Annotated in this window: 22 protein-coding genes and 1 pseudogene; 7 read left to right on the forward strand and 16 right to left on the reverse strand. The window is 70.2% G+C overall.

What is annotated here, in order from left to right:
- Window positions 1-40 precede the first annotated feature (40 nt).
- From K7I03_RS28905 to queC, 5 genes are read right to left on the reverse strand one after another with little or no spacing between them, the layout of a single operon-like run.
- Window positions 41-610 carry a phosphoribosyltransferase gene (locus K7I03_RS28905; RefSeq protein ID WP_185945755.1) on the reverse strand — a complete coding sequence of 190 codons (570 nt, stop codon included), beginning with the start codon at window positions 608-610 and terminating at the stop codon, window positions 41-43.
- The gene (locus K7I03_RS28910; RefSeq protein ID WP_185945754.1) at window positions 607-1053 is read right to left on the reverse strand and encodes a DUF6884 domain-containing protein; all 447 of its coding nucleotides are present in this window, start codon (window positions 1051-1053) and stop codon (window positions 607-609) included. The genes K7I03_RS28905 and K7I03_RS28910 overlap by 4 nt, the downstream gene beginning before the upstream one ends.
- Window positions 1043-1720: a 7-carboxy-7-deazaguanine synthase QueE gene (locus K7I03_RS28915; protein ID WP_224347266.1), complete on the reverse strand. Its 678-nt coding sequence runs from the start codon at window positions 1718-1720 to the stop codon at window positions 1043-1045. Before K7I03_RS28915 ends, K7I03_RS28910 begins: the two co-directional genes overlap by 11 nt.
- Window positions 1721-1764: 44 nt before the next feature.
- On the reverse strand, window positions 1765-2445 hold the full coding sequence (locus K7I03_RS28920) for a 6-carboxytetrahydropterin synthase (protein WP_185945752.1): 681 nt from the start codon (window positions 2443-2445) through the stop codon (window positions 1765-1767).
- Window positions 2442-3146, reverse strand: a complete 705-nt coding sequence (queC, locus tag K7I03_RS28925; protein ID WP_185945751.1) for a 7-cyano-7-deazaguanine synthase QueC — start codon at window positions 3144-3146, stop codon at window positions 2442-2444. The genes K7I03_RS28920 and queC overlap by 4 nt, the downstream gene beginning before the upstream one ends.
- A gap of 201 nt (window positions 3147-3347) precedes the next feature.
- Between queC and K7I03_RS28930 the strand changes: the two genes are divergently transcribed.
- Entirely contained in the window at window positions 3348-4841 is a 1494-nt protein-coding gene (locus K7I03_RS28930; RefSeq protein WP_185945750.1) for a peptide deformylase, read from the forward strand.
- 131 nt (window positions 4842-4972) lie between these two features.
- Here K7I03_RS28930 and K7I03_RS28935 read toward each other — a convergent pair whose 3' ends face one another.
- The 8 genes from K7I03_RS28935 to K7I03_RS28970 form a co-directional block, all read right to left on the reverse strand.
- Window positions 4973-5554 (reverse strand): helix-turn-helix transcriptional regulator, encoded by a 582-nt coding sequence (locus K7I03_RS28935; protein WP_185945749.1) that lies wholly within the window; start codon window positions 5552-5554, stop codon window positions 4973-4975.
- A 38-nt stretch (window positions 5555-5592) separates the two neighbouring features.
- Window positions 5593-6228, reverse strand: coding sequence for a DUF6624 domain-containing protein (locus tag K7I03_RS28940; protein ID WP_185945748.1), 636 nt, complete (start codon window positions 6226-6228; stop codon window positions 5593-5595).
- A 55-nt stretch (window positions 6229-6283) separates the two neighbouring features.
- Entirely contained in the window at window positions 6284-6976 is a 693-nt protein-coding gene (locus tag K7I03_RS28945; protein WP_185945747.1) for a class I SAM-dependent methyltransferase, read from the reverse strand.
- A complete protein-coding gene (locus tag K7I03_RS28950; protein ID WP_185945746.1) occupies window positions 6973-7779 on the reverse strand; it encodes a hypothetical protein in 807 nt (268 codons plus the stop codon). Before K7I03_RS28950 ends, K7I03_RS28945 begins: the two co-directional genes overlap by 4 nt.
- Window positions 7776-8483 (reverse strand): hypothetical protein, encoded by a 708-nt coding sequence (locus K7I03_RS28955; RefSeq protein ID WP_185945745.1) that lies wholly within the window; start codon window positions 8481-8483, stop codon window positions 7776-7778. The genes K7I03_RS28950 and K7I03_RS28955 overlap by 4 nt, the downstream gene beginning before the upstream one ends.
- A 135-nt stretch (window positions 8484-8618) precedes the next feature.
- Window positions 8619-9179 carry a DUF6624 domain-containing protein gene (locus K7I03_RS28960; protein WP_224347267.1) on the reverse strand — a complete coding sequence of 187 codons (561 nt, stop codon included), beginning with the start codon at window positions 9177-9179 and terminating at the stop codon, window positions 8619-8621.
- Window positions 9180-9277: 98 nt separating this feature from the next.
- Window positions 9278-9736 (reverse strand): DUF6415 family natural product biosynthesis protein, encoded by a 459-nt coding sequence (locus K7I03_RS28965; protein WP_185945744.1) that lies wholly within the window; start codon window positions 9734-9736, stop codon window positions 9278-9280.
- Between the two features lie 20 nt (window positions 9737-9756).
- Window positions 9757-10281 (reverse strand): hypothetical protein, encoded by a 525-nt coding sequence (locus K7I03_RS28970; RefSeq protein ID WP_185945743.1) that lies wholly within the window; start codon window positions 10279-10281, stop codon window positions 9757-9759.
- A gap of 212 nt (window positions 10282-10493) precedes the next feature.
- Between K7I03_RS28970 and K7I03_RS28975 the strand changes: the two genes are divergently transcribed.
- The 3 genes from K7I03_RS28975 to K7I03_RS28985 all read left to right on the forward strand — a co-directional run bounded on the left by K7I03_RS28975 (window position 10494) and on the right by K7I03_RS28985 (window position 13168).
- Window positions 10494-11882, forward strand: coding sequence for a Tat pathway signal protein (locus K7I03_RS28975; RefSeq protein ID WP_185945742.1), 1389 nt, complete (start codon window positions 10494-10496; stop codon window positions 11880-11882).
- Between the two features lie 69 nt (window positions 11883-11951).
- Window positions 11952-12437, forward strand: coding sequence for an SAM-dependent methyltransferase (locus K7I03_RS28980; protein ID WP_224347268.1), 486 nt, complete (start codon window positions 11952-11954; stop codon window positions 12435-12437).
- Between the two features lie 413 nt (window positions 12438-12850).
- Window positions 12851-13168 (forward strand): histidine kinase, encoded by a 318-nt coding sequence (locus K7I03_RS28985; RefSeq protein ID WP_221903615.1) that lies wholly within the window; start codon window positions 12851-12853, stop codon window positions 13166-13168.
- A gap of 254 nt (window positions 13169-13422) precedes the next feature.
- Here the strand turns inward: K7I03_RS28985 and K7I03_RS28990 are convergent, their stop codons facing one another.
- Window positions 13423-13581 carry a SapB/AmfS family lanthipeptide gene (locus tag K7I03_RS28990; protein ID WP_185945740.1) on the reverse strand — a complete coding sequence of 53 codons (159 nt, stop codon included), beginning with the start codon at window positions 13579-13581 and terminating at the stop codon, window positions 13423-13425.
- Between the two features lie 920 nt (window positions 13582-14501).
- Here K7I03_RS28990 and K7I03_RS28995 point away from each other — a divergent pair.
- Together K7I03_RS28995 and K7I03_RS29000 are read left to right on the forward strand one after the other, a co-directional pair.
- Window positions 14502-14699, forward strand: a complete 198-nt coding sequence (locus K7I03_RS28995; RefSeq protein WP_224347269.1) for a helix-turn-helix transcriptional regulator — start codon at window positions 14502-14504, stop codon at window positions 14697-14699.
- The gene (locus tag K7I03_RS29000; protein ID WP_185945739.1) at window positions 14696-16084 is read left to right on the forward strand and encodes a site-specific integrase; all 1389 of its coding nucleotides are present in this window, start codon (window positions 14696-14698) and stop codon (window positions 16082-16084) included. Before K7I03_RS28995 ends, K7I03_RS29000 begins: the two co-directional genes overlap by 4 nt.
- 162 nt (window positions 16085-16246) lie before the next feature.
- Here K7I03_RS29000 and exaC read toward each other — a convergent pair whose 3' ends face one another.
- Complete coding sequence (gene exaC / locus K7I03_RS29005; RefSeq protein ID WP_185945738.1) at window positions 16247-17770, reverse strand: acetaldehyde dehydrogenase ExaC; 1524 nt, start codon at window positions 17768-17770, stop codon at window positions 16247-16249.
- Between the two features lie 139 nt (window positions 17771-17909).
- Here exaC and K7I03_RS29010 point away from each other — a divergent pair, with 139 nt between their 5' ends.
- Window positions 17910-18224, forward strand: coding sequence for a holin (locus tag K7I03_RS29010; protein ID WP_185945737.1), 315 nt, complete (start codon window positions 17910-17912; stop codon window positions 18222-18224).
- A 31-nt stretch (window positions 18225-18255) separates the two neighbouring features.
- Here the strand turns inward: K7I03_RS29010 and K7I03_RS29015 are convergent.
- Window positions 18256-18774 (reverse strand): annotated as a pseudogene (locus K7I03_RS29015) (transketolase-like TK C-terminal-containing protein); the annotation flags it as partial.
- Window positions 18775-19450: the final 676 nt, after the last annotated feature.

A 19450-nucleotide genomic window follows, 5' to 3' on the forward strand; every position in this document is an offset into this window, starting at 1 on the left:
CTGTCCGTGGAAGGAAACGGGTGGTGCACGAGCGCGGGCGTCAGGTCGGACGACGTGCGGTCTGGTCCTGACGGTGGTGGAGGGTGGTCAGGACCGGGAGCGGTTCGGTGACGTCGTTCAGCGGGCCCTCCCAGGGGAAACGCACCCAGTCGGCCACGTCCCACCCCCAGGTGTCGGGGGCCGTGCCGGTACCGCAATTTCGGCACAACACCGCACTGCGCAGCACCGCCGGCTGGATCCGGGCGCACAGCCAGCGGTGGACGGTGCGCAAGGTGGCGCCGGATCCGGCGATGTCGTCCACCATCAGCAACCGGGCGCCACGCGGGAAGCGCTCCACCGACGGCTGCTCGCCGTCGAGGCGTACCTGGCCGGTGGCCTGCAGCACGCAGGCATCGTCGACGTTGTGCCGGGCGTGCACGATGATCGCGTCCACCTCCAGGTGCGCGGCGACCACTTCGGCCAGGCGAGTTCCTCCGCGGGCGATGCCGACGACCGCCTGCGGCCGGTACGGTCCCTCCGCCTCGGCGATCAGCCGGGCGGCGTTCAGGAAGGTCTCCTCCGGCAGCCGCCAGATCCGGCGGCCTTCGAATACGCGCGGGGTGGAGGTCATGGCCAGCTCCAGGAGTCGAGGATGCGACGAGCTGCCGCGAAATGGGTGACCGGGTCGGCGATGACGTGGACGACGGGAACGCACGGCAGGCCCATGGCGGTCAGGTAGCGCTCCTCCACCAGCACCAGCGCTTCCCGGGACGGGTAGGACGCCAGATGTCCGGCCATCGCTCGACGCACAGGAAGGCGCAGGGCGCCGGCCCGCCCCGTGGTCATCCGCCGGTCGTAGGTGGAGACCAGCTCGTCGGCGCGCACCAGACCGTAGTGGGCGGAGAGGATCAGCACGCGCCGGCGCTGCGGCGCCTCCGGCGAGAGTCGCTCGCGGAGCAGGGGAATGCACCACCCCTGGTAGAGGTCGAGGGCGGCGACCGGGCGAGAGGTGACGATCTTGCGGCGCGAGCACCCCACGATCAGCAGGCCGCCCACGCACGGCTCACCGGCCACGTTCGTCCCCCCACATCAGAACGTGCAGACGAGTCGAGAGCCGGTAGCCGCGCGCCACGACCTCCGGGGCCAGGGCGCGCATTCCGTCGATGACGGCCTGGGCGGTCGTGCCCTGCGGCATCACCCACACCGGACTCAAGCCGTGGCGGGCCACCAGTTCGTCGATCTCCTCGAGATCACCCACTTCGCAGGCCACGAACTTGAACGCCCGGTGCGGGGCGGCAGCGAACGCCTCCAGCGCCCGCGGCCGGATTCTCCGGGCGTAGGGCATGGTGCTGTTGGAGAGCTTGGGGGAGACGTTGAAGTGGGCCCCGGCCGCGATCAGCTTCCGCGACGGCAGGTACGTACCGTTCGTCTCGATCTCCACCCGCTTGCCGCTGTCCGCCAGCGCTTGTGCCAAGAGAATCACGGCGTGCTGCTGCAGCAGCGGCTCACCACCGGTGATCACCACCAGCTCCTCCGGCTGCGGCAGTGTCCACGCCAGGACGTCGGCCACGCTCATCCGGCGGGACTCCCGGGCGAGGTCGAAGCGGCTGGTGTCCCAGGTGTACGGGGTGTCGCACCACGGCAGGCAGGTCAGATTGCAGCGGCTGAGCCGCACGAAGGCGGCCGGCGAGCCGGTGCTCGGACCCTCCCCCTGCACGGTGCCGGCGAATGTCTCTGCCACCCACAGCCCCCGCTTCACCCCCGCACCCGCGGCTCCGGGCGCGCTCATTCCCGGCCCGCCCGGTATTCGGCCCAGGACGAGGGCGTCTCCGACACCCGTACTCCTGGCAGCGGCGGACTGCCCGCGGCCAGGGCCTGCTCGAACAAATGACGGGCCAGCAGCTCCGAGGTCGGCTCGAACGGCACGACGTCGTTGAGGACCTGGCCGGCCAGCTGCGCGCTGACGTAGGCGTGGAGCTGCGGGGGCAGGGCGCCGCCGGGCACGGGGCTGACCAGGTAGGAGTGGCCGTGCATGCGGCCACATTGGTGCCCCTCCGGCAGCCCGCCGAGGCGGTGGGAGGCACCGAAACCCACCGAGGTGGCGGCCTCGGACGGCGGGCGACCCGTGCGCACGACCACCGCTTCAAGCCGTTCACCGACGTGCGGCGGCAGGTACTCCCTGCACCAGCTGTAGAGCCGGTCGGCGATCCGTTCGTTCGTGGCCGGCACCCCGACGGCATCGTCCAGGAGCCGGTGGTCGAGGTTGGCGTCGATGTACTGCCGCACCGGTGCCAGCTCGCCGAAGTCGGCGACGAACCCCGGCGCGACGAGGGCGTCAGCGGCAAGAACGACCTCGGCACTGAAGGAGTGCCCCTCCAAGGCGCCGCGGCCGGGGACGCTGCGTGCGGCCTCGAAGCGGAAGACCTTCCCGATCCGGTAGCGCTCCTGCTTATCCTGCCGGCTCATCGCGTCACCCCGCACGGTTCGGCGTACTCGGTGGGGTCGGCCAGACCCGACAGGGCGAAGGCTTCGCGGCGCTCACAGCACGTGCCGCAGGTGCCGCAGTGGACCCTGCCCCCCTTGTAGCAGGACCACGTCAGGCCGAAGGGGACACCCAAGCCGGCGGCGGCCTGAACGATGTCCGCCTTGCTGGCCTGCAGGAAAGGCGCCAAGAGCTCAAAATCGTCGGCCAGCAAGCCCTCGTTGCCCAGCCGAACCGTCTCGGCCATGCATGCAAAGAAGCCCGGCCGACAATCGGGATAGATCGTGTGGTCTCCGGCGTGTGCTCCGAAGGCCACCGCATCCGCCTGCGCCGACACCGCCGCGCCCACCGCAATCGACAACATGATTGCGTTGCGGTTCGGCACGACCGTGGCCTGCATGGACACGTCGTTGTAGTGGCCGTCGGGCACCTCGATCGAGTCGTCGGTCAGCGCCGACCCCCGCAGCAGCCGGCCCACGCTGACCAGGTCGACCACCTCGTGGGCGGCACCGAGCTGCTGAGCGATCTGCGCCGCGCACTCCAGCTCCCGGCTATGCCGCTGGCCGTAGTCGAAGGACAGCAGACTCACCCGGGCGCCCTGGGCTGCGAGCAGGTAGGCCACGGCGGTGCTGTCCAGTCCGCCGGAGGCGATCACCACCGCATGACGCGGCGTGCGATCCGTCATCTCAAATCCCCTTTGGTCTTTGGTGTGTACGCCCTCTCCGGCACCAGACCGGAGGGGGAATCGGTAGAGGCGCCGTGGCCCGCACGGCCGCCGTGCCGGCGGCGGCAGCCTGGTGCAAGTCAGCCCGAGGCAGGCAGGATGAGGCACCGATGAGTGGCACTCACTCACGCTCGTCGCGAACTCCACGCGAGGGACGCCCACATGGGAACCGAGAAGGACGCAGGATCGAAGTTCGCCGCAGAACTCGGGCGCTGGCGGACCAAGCGCGACCTGTCCAAAGCGGCGCTGGCGAAGCGGCTGAACGTCTCCCCCTCCTACATCAGCCACCTGGAAGCCGGCCGTGAGCACGGCAGCGCCGACCTCGCACGTCGCGCCGACGCCGAACTCCAAGCAGGCGGGGCTCTGTGGGCGGCCTGGCAGAACGGCGGAACTCCAGCACCAGCCGGCGAACCCAAGCACACGGCCTCGCTGGCGCCCGGGCTGCTGGTCCTGGACGACGAGGCCGCGCTTTCCTACGACGGCAACACCTATCACCTGACCATGCGCCGCCGTCTGTGCAACGTGGGTGCCGAACCCGTCACCCGCTACCTCGTGCGCATCTCCGTCGACCGCTACCCCGACGAGCCCGAGCGCTCCAACACGCTCTATCGGGCAAATCCGCTGTCCTGGGAAGAACTTGCCCTCGCGGCATACTGCGGGACAGAACCGATGACCTGGAGCATCAAGCACGACAAGGACGCGTTCAAGGAGCTGTGGCTGCAGTTCGCCAACCGCCGCACTCGGTTCCCGCTCTACCCGGGCCAGGAAACCGAGATCACCTACAGCTACAGCGTCAGCGACACCAAGTGGGGCTGCTGGTTCCAGCGCGCCGTACGATTGCCCACCCGCCGCCTCAGCGTCGAGCTTGCCTTCCCCCACCGCACCGAGCCCACCGTGTGGGGCACGGAGACGTCCATGAGCGCCGAACTCGCCGCCCTGCCCACGCCCCCGCACCGCAGCGACCGAGCCGGACAGACCGTCTTCACCTGGTCCACCGTCGACCCGCCACTGCACGCCCGGTACCGGCTCGAGTGGCGCCTGAACACCAGCACCGATGGGGAGAACTCGACCATGACCACCCTGTCCCCGAGCCAGGCGATGGCCGGCGCCGGCATCATCCAGGACGGCGACCCCGTCCTCGCGGCCACAGCACCGCACTTCGACCTGCCCGCCGAAGCCGACCAGGCCCGAGACACCATCCGCGACCTGCTGGCCGCCATCGACCGGGTCAAAGCCCTGCACACATTCGGCAAGGGCATGGGCATCGCCGCCCCACAGCTCGGCATCAGCCGCTCCGCCGCCGTCATCGTCCCGACCGACACCGGGGCTGAACCCATCGTGCTGCTCAACGCCTCCGTCGCTGAAGCCTCCGCCGACGAAGACGTCCAGTACGAGGGCTGCTTGTCCTTCTTCGACGTCCGCGGTCGCGTTCCCCGCCCCTTGCACATCATCGTCGAGCACACCGACCTCGACGGCACTCCCCGCCTCTCCCGCTTCGACCACGCCACGGCCCGCCTGGTCGCCCACGAACTCGACCATCTGAACGGCGTGCTCTACCGCCAGCGGATGAGGCCGGAGGAGAAGCTGCTCCCTGTCGAGGAATACTGGGGAACCGGCCGGCAGTGGAGCTACGAACCGGACCGTCCCACCGGCTGATCCCTTCGCACGTACACCGCCGAGGGGGCCAAAGGGCTGAGGGTGAGCCATTCGCAGCTCGGCTTCGCCCGCTTTCCCGCCGTTCGGTCCCGCAGGTGCCGTGACCATGGAGGCGGCCGAGAAGAGCCCCATCACCGCGCCCCCAGCTCTCGTAACACCCGGGCCACCTCGGAGTGGCCCGCCGGGTACTGACTGGGCACCGTCAAAGGGCGGGCGAAGAGCTCCAGCTGCCAGGCCCGGCGGATCGTATGCGTGCGGTTGTCCGCGCCGAGCTTGGCGACGAGGCTCTCGTCCACCTGCCGCAGCTGCGCCGCCGGTATCCCCTGCTCGGCCTTGACTTCGCGCAGCGTCATTCCGCGGGCCCGCCGCCACAGCAGTGCCCACTCCCTGGGCGTGAGGGCCGGGGGCGGGCCGTCCTCGGGGCCAGGAATCGGGAGCGGGAAGGCGGGTGCTTGGTAGGCGGCCTGGGCAATGGCCGGTACACGGTTGGGGCAGCGCAAGTGATGACTGACGGTCCGCAGCAGGTGGGCCAACCGGTTCGGCGGGAGGTGCAACGACTCCGACGCCCGATCATGGGTGTCACCCAAGGCCGTCAGCGTGATAACGACGCGCTGTTCGAAGGTGAAGACCTTCGCTGTCGCCAACGCCTCAATCTCGACGGGCGGCACGCGGCCGGCGAGGACCTGGCGCAGAGCGGTGGAACGATCAGGCAATTCTGGCTCGACAGGGGACATCGGGGCCACCCTCACGGTCAGGAGTGGTGAAAGCGGGGGACCGGGGCCTGCACGTGCGGCCCGCGGGTGAGCGAGAGCAGGCGAAGGTCGGCCTGCCGGTAGCCGGCGACGGGCAGGCCGGCGTGCCGACGCAGCCCGGTCATCAGACGCGGGTCTTTCACCGGGTGCAGTTCCACGGACCCGTCGGCGAAGAGCAGGTGCTGGGTGCCGTACTCCTGCGGTGCGCCAGCGTGCATCTGTAACCGGTCCTCCAGATACGCCAGGTGGCGCGCCGGCGCGCGTCCTTCCTCGACGGCCTCGACGAGCGCACGGTGGGCGTCCTGCTGGAAGGCGGTGTGCTGGTCGCAGGTGAGGGCGATCCACCACGCCGCCTCCGCGCCGACCTCCCCGACCACGTCCACCCCCGGCCACCCAACGCTGCTCAGCATCGGCGCTACCTCGCGCACGGCCCGCTGCTCCCAGCGCACCAGGGCGCGCCGTTCACCGACGTCGGGGACGAGCCGGCGGGTCATGCGGGCGGCGATGCCTTCGCGGTGCAGGCGCGTGAGCGACACCAGCAGATCCAGCCGGACCGGCGGCCGGCGCGGTGCGGGCGATCTGCTGCCGCGGCGGTCGCCAGGGGCGAGGGAGGGGAGGAAGGGGGCATCCGGCATCAGGGGTACTCCGAAGCAAGAAGAGGGGGCGCGGCGACGAGGACGGCCGGGGACTTCATCTGCGGGAGGCGCGGATGAGGTAGGTGGCCACCGCCCGCCGGGGGTGGCGAGGGTTGGCCAGCCGCTCCAGCACTTCGACGTCGAAGGTGCGGTCCAGCAGCTGCCGCCACAGGGCATCGGTGAGCACCCACCGGGGCACGGCTCGGGCGCTGCCGCCCTCCTGTGGCAGGGACGAAGAGCTGGCGACCGGTAGCGAGCTTGCCGGAATGCCGTCCGCGTGTTCGGCCATCGTGGACAGCACGAGCGTCCCGCCGGGACGCAGGGCCATGGCGGCTGCGGCCAGCATGAGGTGGGGGTCGGTGAAGCAGAAGGCACCGAACCGGGAGATGCACACGTCGAAGGTGCCGTGTCGCTGGGCCAGGTACCGCGCGGCGTCGTCGTTGACGTAGGTGAGGTGGGGAATCGTGCCGTAGCGTTCGGTCGCAAGCCGAGTCATGGTGGGGGAGTTGTCCACTCCCACCCCACAGGCACCGCGTTCCTGGACCAGGTGCGCGATGGTCTGCCCGGTGCCACTGCCGGCGTCGATGACGTTCCGGCCGGCCACATTGCCGAGGAATTCCGGGCCCGGTCCGTAGCTGTCGTACAGGTCCCAGCGGTAGCTGTCGGAGGCATCGCGCGCTGCCTCGGCGAGAGCCCGCTGTTGGCCGTGGTGACGCCAGAGATCGACATTGCGGTGGGTCGGGTTCATGCCCGTCGCCCGTCGTCCGCGCGGGGCGCTGCGTCAGCCGGGTCGCCTTCGAGGGGCTTGGAGGCGGTGGCTGTGACGGCATCGGCGAGCTGCAATGCCGTGCCGGGGGAGACCGGTCCCACGGTGACCTCGTGCGGTCTGCCGCAGCTGCTGCAGGCGCCGTAGCAGGCCATGACATCGACGAAGCAGCCGAGGACGTGCCGCAGTGTCTGCCCGAGACAGGTGGTGATGGATTCCAGGTGGGCCCCGTCGTGCGGGTCGAGGCCGTCGCACCCGGTGAAGCCCAGTACCCGCACGAGGGTAATGGCCTCGACGGCACTGATGACGTTCACGTCGACCTGGCCACCCTTGGGCCGCAGGTTCTCCGCTTCGATGCCCACCGTGGCCAGGGCGGTCCGCAGCCTGTGTGCGGCGGCGTGCGCCTCAGGGAGGTGCTCCATGACGAGCCCGGCCAGACGGTGTGCGTCCCGGCAGGAATGGAGCCTGATCTCCATCGCGGGTTCCACATCGCCGATGGCACGTGCCTGGGCCTTGATGTCCTGGGCCAGCAACGCCTGTTCGAGAGCTCGGGCCTCGTCCGGTGCCGGGACGGTCGCGTGCTCGGGCCCGTTCCAGAAAGGAGTGGAGGCGGTGATGGTCACCGTCACCGCATGGCCGGCGGTGGTTCCGATGCGCAGGAGCGGGTGGAGACCGCGGGCGCGCAGCGCTTCGTCCAATGCGCGGCCTGCGGCACGGCGTTCTTCGAGGGCCGCCTCCGAGACCGTCGGGGCCTCCGGGACTGTCTGCGGGGAGCGTGTGGTCATAGCGGGACGTTCCTCGGATCTGCAATGGAGGAGTAAGCGGGGACGAGCTGGGAGGCCGGCGCCTGGTTGGCCCGGTGCGGGCTGCCCGGTCGCGGGTGTCGGCCCGGGAGGCTGCGGCGGGTGACAGTGAGGTTCTCGGGCACCGCACCGCGCAGTTCGAGGACAAGCTGCTCGGCGACGACCCAGCGGATCGCCGGGTCGGTGAAAGCCACGAACTGTTGCCGCACGGGGGGACCAGTCGGTGAATAGACCGTCCCCCGAACGCCCACGGGCTCGGCCTCGGGCACGCGGAGCGCCAGGTGGCCACGGCGGAGCGCATCGCAGGTGATCAGCGCACGGTGAGCGCAGAACATGCAGGTCGGCGGCGTGGCGGTGAGCACATCCCGGGGCCGGGTCCTGGTCAGGGAGAGCGGGGGTTCGGCGGGCAGCAGCCAGAGCATGCCCCGGTGCGGCTGACGGTCGGGGGGACCTCCCCCCACCGCACACAGCAGTCGCTCCATGGCGATGCGCTGCCGCGCGGGGTGGTGTTCGGCCGGCCGCAGGGCACCCGTGGGAGTGCCCGCCCATCGCTGCCAGAGCGTTCCGTCGATGTCACGGTCGCCCGGGACCTCGTGCGGGCCGTAGGTGACGCCGCGCTTGGGGTCGAGAACGAGCGGGATCGCCGACGGAGCCTCGCCGTCTCGTGGCGCGACGAACACGCCCATGGCCGCCGGAGATCGGCCGGGGGAGCAGATACGGACGGAGGAAGGGGGGAACGGGTGGGGTGAAGCCGGCATAGGATGGTCTTTCGGGCTTGGTGGGACGCGAGGCGGGGGGCGGGAATCAGGACGGCTGCCCGGTCAGGGTGCGGTCGTGGCGAGGACGGCGGCGAGGGCTTCCGCCAGGGGAGGCAGGCCGGCCTCCGCACGGCGCGCGTCGACCTGTTGCGTATCGCGGATCGGGTACGGCCGGCGCAGGGCACCGTTGATCCGAGTGCCGAAGGGCTGCGGTTGCCCCAGTGCCACGGCCACGTGGTCCTCGACGTAGGCCCCGATGATCGGCGAGCACTGTCCCTTGGCCACGGCCGCGGCGATCAGGTTCTTGCAATGGACCTTGAAGGGCAGGTCGCGGGTGTCGTGGGCATGGAGGAAGATCTGCAGCGCCGCCACCGACGCCTCATCCCCGACCAGCGCGGGGGTGGGCCAGCCGTGACGCCCGACCAACGCCTTCAGCGCCCTCGTGTTGTTCTCGCAAGCGTGGACGAACGCCACCCGCCGGTGCGCCGCACCGGGCATCTGAGCGACCGCTGCGCGCAACCGCTGTGCGTCGGTCGCACGGCGCACGAGGTCGGCGGCCATAGCGTCGAGCGAGGTGGCAGCGGGGGTCTGTTCGGCCTGGTCGGTCGAGGCGAGCGGGGGCACTTGGGACTCCTGGGCGAAGTGAAGATAGAGGGTGAATAAAGCGAATCCGGCACGGGCTGGCGGGGCTCGTGCAGGGCGCCGGGCCGTTGTGGTGCTGGTCAGGCCGGCTCCTCCTCCAGCTCGAGCAGGGCCGCGACAGAGCCTGCGAGACGTCGCAGGTGGCCTTGGGCTGCTGCGGGGTGCGTCGGTGGCGGGGTCTCGAGCAACTCCCGGGCCCGGTCGACCGTGTGCTGCGTCTGGTGGCCCAGGTGGCGGGCGAAGAAAAATCCGGTGTTGCGGGCCAACTGATCCAGCACCGCCGACAGCTCATCGGTCAGGGTTTTGACCCGGTGGGGACCGGGGCTGGCGAAAGCGCCCAGGACCTCGTCGAGGAGGTCGAAGGTGCGCTCGGCATCGGCGACGTCGCAGAATGCCTGGTATCCGAGCAGGTGTTCGCGAACCTGCCGGATAAGGAACCGGTCCCCGTCGGCGACGGGCACGGGGCTGCTCCAGGGCGGCATGTCGCACAGGGGCTGGAAGCCGCCGGTGGTGCGGCGGGGATGCGCGCCGGTTGACATGGGCACTCCGTTGGGCGGGATCACCTGCTGGTTCGTGGCTTGGCCAGGGCACCGGAGAAGAGGCGCAGCGCATCGCGCAGACCTCGCTTGAGGTCCGCCGCGGCGCACAGGGGGAGGGGTTCGCGGGTGACGCTGCTCCAGGGCGGGGTGTCCCAGCGCACCTGGGGAGACGGAGGCAGAGGGATCTGCCCGGCACCGGTGGCCAGGCGGATGCCCTCCAGGGCTCCCAGGTCCGCTCCCGTGCCGGCTCGGACGAGGAAGACCATCGTGCGGTGGTCCTCGGTCAGGCAGGACAGGGGGGCGCACTCGCGTTCGATCCAGGCCAGCGCGGCCAGACCCACGGGATAGGGAACGGTGACCGCGTCGAAGGCGGTGCACATCGTGCGCACCGTGGTGGCCGGGTTGTTGGCCAGTTGCTGCTCGGCAACCTTCGCGGAGACGCGGTGCCCGCCCACGATGAGGGGCCAGCCTAGGAGGTCGGCATAAGCGTGTACGAGGGCGGAGCCATCGTGCGTTCTGGGCGGCCACAGGGGAGTCGTCGTCATCATGCCGTCCTTCGGGGTCGACACAGCCCGGCGCGAGCAGTGAAACCCATCGCCTCAGCGTTGCTGAATTGGGCGAATCTGCCGTGCTGGCTGCGTAGTTGCCGAATACCGTTATGCGTAGGGAACTCCGCTCGAACGCTCGCGGGCACCCCCGTGAGCGCGCAGGCCCCGTTAAAGCTGTTAAAGATCGTTTTGTGGACAGGGGCGCATCCATGGCGCACACACGCAACACCGCACTCGCCGCGGCGATTCGGGAAGCAGGCTGGTCGCAGGAGCAGACCGCCCAGCGCTTCGCCCGGGTCGCTCGAGAATCCGGCGCCCTGGAGCTGGCCGGCACAACACGCTCGCACATCGCCCAGTGGGTCCGCGGCGTACAGCCCAGCGGGAACGCGCCCCGCATCTTGTGTGAGACGCTCTCGCGCGGCCTCGGACGCGTGATCACCCCGGCTGAGATCGGCCTGACCACCGATGAAGCCATCCCGCACACGCCATGGAGCGCCGATCCGCTCAGTGCACTGGTCGACGTCGGGGGGAAGGATCTGGACATGGAGCGCAGGCAGATACTGGCGGGCACGGCGTACTCGGTGGCGGCCCTCGCGCTGCCGGACCGCGCCTGGTGGGAAAAGGCCCCCCAGCAGGCCCGGGAGCGCCAGCCGGTGTCCTCCCGTACCGCCGACGACGCCGATGTGGACAGCGTCCGCGAGATGGTGACCTTCTTCTCCCGCCGTGACCAACGCCGCGGCGGCGCGGATGGACGCGCGGCCCTCGTCGCCTACCTCCGCAACGACATCGCCACCTACCTCAGCGGTCGCTTCGCCACCGAGCAGGTGCGCCAGCAGATGTTTACCGCCGCAGGAGAGACCGCCTACCTGGCCGGCTGGACCGCCTTCGACGCCTCCGAACACGGCCTGGCCCAACGCTACTTCTCCCTGGCGCTCCGCCTGGCCGCCGAGGCGGACGACGCCCCCCTGGCCGGCCACATCCTGCGCGCCATGGCCCATCAGGCCGTCGACCTCCGGCACACCAGCGCGGCCGTCGACTTGGCCGACGCCTCCCTGCGGCAGGGCCGCTACACCCAGGCCAGCCCGCGGGAAAAGGCCCTCCTGGGGGTCGTGCACGCCCGCAGCCTTGCCGCCGCCGGACGGAAGAAGAACGCGCTCGACGCGCTCCTCCGCGCAGAGGACGACCTGAGCAACGCCCGGCCAGGCGACGAGGAACCGGGGCGGGTGTGGTTCTTCGCCGAGGCCAGTCTCGCCCACGAGACCGCCTGCACCCTGCGGGATCTGGGCGATCTCCCGGCAGCAGAACGCGAATTCCGGCGCAGCGTCCGTACCCGCCGCCAGCAGACCTTCGCCCGCACGCACTCGGTCACCTTGGGCTACCTCGGCGCCGTCCAGGCCAGGCAGGGCTCGCTCGAAGCCGCCTGCGCCACATGGCACCAGGCCCTCGACGCCATGGGCGGCATCCACTCCGGACGCGCCCGCGAAACCGTCGTCCAGATGCGCCGGTCCCTCTCGCCCTTCCGCAGCCGGAGCGGCGGCGACAGCACCGCAGCGGCCCTCGACGCCAGAGCTCGCGCCGTCCTCAGCCGCGTAGGCTGACCGCGCCATGACAGTGCCCGAGGTGACACCCCTGACGGGAGCCCCTCGGCCATGCGGGAAGGGAAAACCGTGCCCGGAACGTCCTTTGGAGTCACCAGCATCGCCACCGTCGTAGGCGGCCACGTCGAACCGATCGACGACCACCAAGGCGGCGTCGAGTCGATCATCCGACTCCACCCCGAATACCCCTTGGAGACCCTGCAGGGCATCGAAGAGTTCTCCCACCTCACCGTCGTCTGGCACTTCCACCTCGCCACGCCCGACGACATCGCCCTCCACGCCCGCAGCCCCCGCGGCAACACCCAGTGGCCGGCCACCGGCACCTTCGTCCACCGCAACCACCGAAGGCCCAACCAGCTGGCTCTCTCCTTCCCCCGCCTGCTGCGCACCGAAGGACGCGACCTCCACGTCACCGACCTGGACGCCGTCGCCGGCACGCCGATCCTCGACCTCGCGCCGTACTTCCCCCAGATGGGCCCCCGTGGCCCGGTCACCACGCCGGCATGGCCGACCGAGATGCTCCGCCACTACTGGGACAGCCCGGAGACACGCTGATCCGGCCCCCCTTGCCGCAACACCCGCCGAGCGCGCGCGAGCGAATAGCAGCCGCCAGCAGGTGGTGTTCTCGTGTTGCAAGCTGCGGTCTCCAAGTTCCAGACCAAGATCGGGCGCCTTGGCGCGGGAGCCGTTCGCCATCGCCTCGGGCCTCACGAGTCAGCATCCAGCGCCGGCGCGGCCCCGTGGCCGCCTCGGTGGGTGTGGGAGCAGCCGAGGCCGGGGCGCTGCCTACGAGCCGGGGGCGGAAGTCCCTGCGGAGCAGCAGCCGAGTGCAGGTCGCCGCGATGCGTTTGCCCCGCCCGGTGGCTATGGCCCCGGGGACCCAGGTGGGCGGCTGAGGGCAGTGCGACGCCGTAGGTGCCGGGCACTGCCGCCGGCTGGCCGGGCGCGGCCCTCGTCCGGGTGCGGCGGTGCCACCGGTCGGCCATCGAGGGCGCGACTGGCTGCTGGAGTGTGAACGGGAGAGCGTGGTACAGGCCGTGGTCGACGCCGAGCGGGCGCGGATCGCGGCGGACCTCCACGACAGCGTCAGCCACAACGCGAGCCTGACGGTGGTCCAGGTCGGCGCTGCGCACGAGGTGCTGGCCATCATGCCGGAGGAGGCGGCGGCCGCGATGAGCGCGGTCGAGAGCGCCAGCCGGAACGCGATGACCGAGCTGCGGCACCTGCTTGCCCTGCTCGCTCCCGCACGGGACGGTGCGGACGATACACGCCGCAGCCGAGCCTGAGCAGGATCGGCCCGCTGACCGGTTTACCTTCACTGGCCTGCCCGTGGGCGTACGCACCTCCGGGGGTGCCCCGCCGGCTGCCGGGCAGAATCGACACCACCGCCTACCGGATCGTCCAGGAGGCGTAAACGCCAGGCCCCGCCTAAGTACTGCGTCCGCAAGGGGAGGTGACATGGGCTGGAAGCGGGCAACGGTCAGATCGCGGGGATCGGCGCGGTGATCGTTCGCGGCGCCGGTGGCGCCTGTCCGGGCCGTCAACAGCCCAGGAAGCTGAGCGCGCTGTCGCCTGCTCCTTCGCAGAGCAGGGTGCTGACGTCGCTGTCCGCCCTGGCTGCAAGGCCGTCGAACGCCCCGTCCTGGGCGTCGTACACCCTGCGGACGGCAGCTATGACCTGAAGATCCAGAAGAACCATGGTTGTTCCTCCCTGTCTCTTTTCCTCGCCCTCTATTCGGGGCTCCCCCCTGGATCCCGGACGCAGTCCGGCACGGAGATCGGCACGCCCCGCCAGCCCGCTGATCAAATCGTCGAGAACCGCAATGGATGGACAGGACGCCGGCCAATGTGAGGCACAGAGGACCAGGAGGGAAACCAATAACAGGCCCCAAGCGAACCGCCTGACGCTTTGGGCCGCGCGACACGGTTGGAAGTAACCGGCTGAACGACAGCTCATGGCAGGGGAACGTCGGGGCGGATTCGCTCACGGCAGACGGGATACCGTCCTACAGGGCTGGAGCCAAGGGCTGAGCCATGTCAACATACAACGCTCCCGGAAATACCGGGCAGTCGGCGCCCCTGGCGTTGCCGCTTAATAGTGCACCAGGAGTTTTAACTGGCCAGCGCTGAAATGTGCACCCTCCACTTCAACAGCCCCGTTCTGCTTGTCCTTGGTGCGCTGAATGCTGCGAGGGCTCATCTGGCTCCTGACAGAAGCGCCCCGGAGCCGACGCGAGGCGCACCGCTTGTACCGTCGAAGCTTTCGAAGGCGCGGTTCTCGGCGACCTTAACCTGGCCGACGGCAGACTCCTCATGGCTGGCATCACGCAGGGAGCCAGCGCTCCGCGCGGCCAGCCCGAGCCGCCAGCTGACATTCCCGTGGCCAAGTGCGCTGAGCGCTATATAGCTGATGATCCCCGGTTAGCGAAACCGGGTGTCCTCCGGATCATTGGTCTCGTTCGCGTGTGGCTGAGCTTGGCGGTGGAGCCGTGCGAACAGCGGGTTGGACTGCCTGGCGTCGGTGAAGAAGGTGCCGGAGCGGCCAGCCTGCACTGATCGGTCAATGCGACGCCTTTCCGACCGATTCTTCGTGATCCCCGAGCTAGAAGGTGACAGTCAATGGCGCGCCCGGCTGCCTTGAAACTTGCAGAAGTGCTTGCCGAAATCCGGATGAGTCCGTCGGCTTTTTATCGGCTACGTGCCCGTGGTCTGGCGCCGCGCATGATCAAACTGCCGAACGGTGAGCTGCGATGCCGGCGAAGCGATTTGGACGCCTGGTGGGAGGCGTGTGAGAGGGGCTCCGTACATTGGGAATGAGCTACAACGTCCGATTCTGGGACATACGCGAGCGCCTCGACCGGCGCAAGCCGTACATGGTCCGATGGACGGTTAATGGACGCGAAAAGTCCGAATCATTCATGACCTTCGGGCTCGCCGACAGCAGACGCTCGAAGCTGATGACGGCGGCGCGCGACGGTGAGCCCTTCGATGAACATACGGGTCTGCCGGCGTCCGAACTGCGAGCTATCAAGCAGCGGACGACATGGTATGACCTTGCCCACGAATACCTCGACCAGCGGTGGGACCGTACGCCGGGAAACACCCGCCGCACACTGGCTGACGCACTCGCCACCATCACGCCCGCCTTGGTGCACCCGGGTGCAGCCTATCCGGAGGCGCGGGTGTTGCGGCGTGCCTTGTACTCGTGGGCATTCAACAAGAACGCGTGGGCCCAAGAGCCGAGCGAGGAATGGCGTAAGGCCCTTGACTGGATGCGGCGAAACTCCCTGCCCGTCAGCGCCCTCGCGGAAGCTGATGTTCTGCGACGTGCTCTGGACGCCCTGTGCCGCAAGCTGGATGGCAAGGCGGCTGCGGCCAAGACAGCGCGGCGCAAGAGAGCTGCGTTCAACGAAGTACTCAACACCGCAGTGGAGAAAGGTTACTTCGCAGAGAGCCCCCTCCACGGCCTCAGGTGGAACGCTCCGGCGGTCAACGAGGAAGTGGATCCGGCCGTCGTTCCCAACCCGGTTCAGGTCGCCCGGTTGTTGGCTGCGGTTGCTCAGCAGCGCGGGCGAGGACCTCATCTGGAGGCGTTCTTCGGCTGCATGTACTACGCGGCAATGCGGCCGGCAGAGGTCATCCACCTCCGCTTCGACCAGTGCCACCTGCCTGAGACTGGGTGGGGACTGCTCAACCTGTCGGGCGGCGTCGTCACCGCAGGCAAGGACTGGACGGACGACGGTGCCGTGCACGAGGTGCATTCGCTGAAGCGCCGAGCGGAGACCGCAACCCGGCCCGTGCCCATTCCGCCGCAGTTCGTGCGCATGCTCCGAGCGCACATCGAACGCTTTGGCGTGGCGCCGGACGGCCGGCTGTTCCGGAACCAGGCGGGCAACTACGTGGACGCGGCCGCGTACGGCACGACGTGGTCGCGGGCACGGAAGTACGTGCTGACCCGGACGGAGCTTGCCTCCAAGCTGGCCAAGCGGCCCTACGATCTCCGGCACGCCGGGATCTCGTTCTGGCTGTACTCCGGTGTGGACCCGGCCGAATGTGCTCGCCGCGCGGGCCAGAGCATTGAGGTCCTCTTCCGTCATTACGCCAAGTTCCTGGACGGTGTCCGGGAACAGGCCAACCGTCTCATTGAGCAGTCCATGCAGGAGTGGGACCGCGTCAGCCAGGGCTCGCCGCCTGCGAAGTGAACGGGGTCTTTGGTCCGTGACTGGTCCGGAAGAGCTGGTCGGGAACGGGATGGTGGTGGGACGAACTGGGAGTTACGACGCAAACGGGTCCCTGCTCTGAGTGGGGCGAACGGAAGGCGCCTGCCGGGCAAAAGCCCTGGTCAGGCGCCTTTTTTCGCGCCCCTAGAAGAAGCCGAGTTTCTTCGCCGAGTACGACACGAGGAGATTCTTCGTCTGCTGGTAGTGGTCCAGCATCATCCGGTGGCCCTCGCGGCCGATGCCCGACTGTTTGTAGCCGCCGAAGGCGGCGTGGGCCGGGTACTGGTGGTAGCAGTTGGTCCAGACGCGGCCGGCCTGGAGGGCGCGGCCGGCGCGGTAGGCGGTGGTGCCGTCGCGGGTCCAGACGCCGGCGCCGAGGCCGTAGAGGGTGTCGTTGGCGAGGGCCATGGCGTCGTCGAAGTCGGTGAAGGGGGTGACGGCGACGACGGGGCCGAAGATCTCCTCCTGGAAGACGCGCATGCGGTTGGTGCCTTCGAGGATCGTGGGTTCCACGTAGTAGCCGCCCTTCAACTCGCCGCCCGGCTCGGCGCGGTGGCCGCCGGTGAGGACGCGGGCGCCCTCCTGCCGGCCGATGTCGAAGTAGGAGAGGATCTTCTCCAGTTGGTCGTTGGACGCCTGGGCGCCGATCATGGTGTCCGTGTCCAGCGGGTGGCCCGGGACGATCGCCTCGGTGCGGGCGATGCCGGCGGCGAGGAAGTCCGCGTAGTGGCCGCGCTGGATCAGGGCGCGGGACGGACAGGTGCAGACCTCGCCCTGGTTGAGGGCGAACATCGTGAAGCCCTCGAGGGCCTTGTCGCGGAAGTCGTCGTCGGCGGCCGAGACGTCGTCGAAGAAGATGTTGGGGCTCTTGCCGCCCAGTTCGAGGGTGACCGGGCGCAGGTTCTCCGAGGCGTACTGCATGATCAGGCGGCCGGTCGTGGTCTCGCCCGTGAAGGCGATCTTGGCTACGCGCGGGCTGGAGGCGAGAGGCTTGCCGGCCTCCACCCCGTAGCCGTTCACGACGTTCAGTACCCCCGGGGGGACGAGGTCGGCTATCAGGTCCAGCCAGACGTGGATCGACGCCGGTGTCTGCTCGGCCGGCTTCAGGACGACCGCGTTGCCGGCGGCGAGGGCCGGGGCCAGTTTCCACGCGGCCATCAGGAGCGGGAAGTTCCACGGGATGATCTGGGCGACCACGCCCAGCGGCTCGTGGAAGTGGTAGGCGACGGTGTCCTCGTCCAGCTCGGACAGACCGCCCTCCTGGGCGCGTAACGCGCCCGCGAAGTAGCGGAAGTGGTCGACGGCCAGTGGTATGTCGGCGGCGAGCGTCTCGCGGACGGGCTTGCCGTTCTCCCACGACTCCGCGACGGCGAGCGCCTCCAGGTGCTCCTCCATGCGGTCGGCGATCCGCAGCAGCACCGCGGCCCGCTCGGCCGGTGCCGTGCGGCCCCAGGCCGGGGCCGCGGCGTGGGCGGCGTCCAGGGCGCGTTCGACGTCCTCGGCGGTGCCGCGCGCGACCTCGGTGAAGGGCTCGCCGTTCACCGGCGTCGGGTTCTCGAAGTAGCCGCCCCGGGCGGGCGGGCGGTACTCGCCGCCGATCCAGTGGTCGTACCGCGGACGGTACGAGACCACGGCGTCGGGGGAGCCGGGGGACGCGTAACGGGCCATGCGGCCCACCTCCTCGGGCACGGCCGCCCGTGCCGTCACGGGCGGCGACGCCGGATCGCTACCCACGGACGGCTTGCCGTAGGCCCCGATGATGTGGTGTACACATCATCAGACCCCACTGAGAGAGACGGACGGACCCATGAACAAGAAGGTGCTCGCCGACATAGCCGAGCGCACCATCGCCGCCTACCTGACCACCTTTCTCGGCCTGCTCATCGCCGACGGGTTCGACCTGACCGACGTCTCCGCCCTCAAGGCCGCGGCCATCGCGGCCCTGCCCGCCGCCCTCTCGGTGATCAAGGGAGCGCTCGGGCGGTACGTCGGGGACGACGACAGCGTGGCGTGGCTGCCGAGCCGGCGGCGACGCAAGCGGTCCGCCGCCGGGGCGACGGACCAGGCGGACCAGGCGGGGAAGGCGGGGAAGGGAGGCCAGGCGCGCCGGCCCGGCAAGTAGAGCCGTACCGGCCTCGGTTGGCCCCCGCGGCTCAGCCCGCCGTCCCGCCGTACCGTGCCGCCGCCTCCCGTACCGTCTCCGGCTTCACCTCGCCCCGGCGCGCCAGCGCCTCCAGCGCGGCCACCGCGATCGACCCCGGGTCGACGCCGAAGTGCCGGCGGGCCGCCTCGCGGGTGTCGGAGAGGCCGAACCCGTCCGTGCCGAGGGACGTCCAGTCCTGTTCGACCCACGGCGCGATCTGGTCGGGAACCGCCCGCATCCAGTCGCTGACCGCCACCACCGGTCCCGGGGCGCCCCGCAGCGCCCGCGTGACGTACGGGACCCGCTCCTCGCCCCGCAGCCGGGCCGCGTCGCAGGACAGGGCGTCGCGGCGCAGCTCCGTCCAGGAGGGCGCGGACCAGACGTCGGCGGCCACGCCCCACTCTTCGGCGAGCAGCCGCTGGGCGTCCAGGGCCCAGTGGACGGCCGTGCCGGAGGACAGCAGCTGCGACCGGGGTGCGTCGGCGGGCAGGCCGCCCGCCTCCGGGCCGCCCGCCTCCCGGTAGCGGTAGACGGGGTCTGGGTGAGCGGAGGGAGGTCCACGCCGGTGCGCGCGGCGTGCTCGGTCATCCGCCGCAGCAGGTAGGCGGCCCGGTGCGGCCCCCCGGTCCGGGCCGCGGAGTCGAGGGACTCCAGCCACTCGGCGACCTCGGCCGGGTCGTGGTCGGGCGGCTGGTCGAGCTGGGACATGGTGATCCCCCCTCGCGTTTCCCGGTGCGCTGTGGCCGGGAGGACGTGTTCCGGTGATTCCGGTGCGCGGAATGTTCATTCCGCCAGCTGTTGACGCTAGGCGGGTGGTGTGCGGCCGGCCAATGGTTATTGGTGAGTAATGATCGATGATCGATCGTTCCAGGATCAGGCATACCCGAGCGGCAATCGGAACCCCTCCCTTCACACGGGGTGTGATCCGCGCACCCCACACCGGCTCCCGCACACGTTCCGTACCGTCCGTCCGCCGGGCGACACTGTGCGTGCGAGTCCCACTGGCGCGACGGGACCGGGCTGCCGGTCTTCCCCCCGAGCCGGCGGCCCGCCGCCCCGTACCGCCGGGCGGACGGTACGGGGCGGAGCCGCGCCCCGGCGGGGGCAGGGGGACGGACGCGACGGGGGAGCGACGGGAGCACGGCGGGGACGGCGGAAGAAGGGGCCGGACGCGCGAACATGCGCACCCCGCCGTCGCGCCGCGC

Source organism: Streptomyces mobaraensis (assembly GCF_020099395.1).
Taxonomy (GTDB): domain Bacteria; phylum Actinomycetota; class Actinomycetes; order Streptomycetales; family Streptomycetaceae; genus Streptomyces.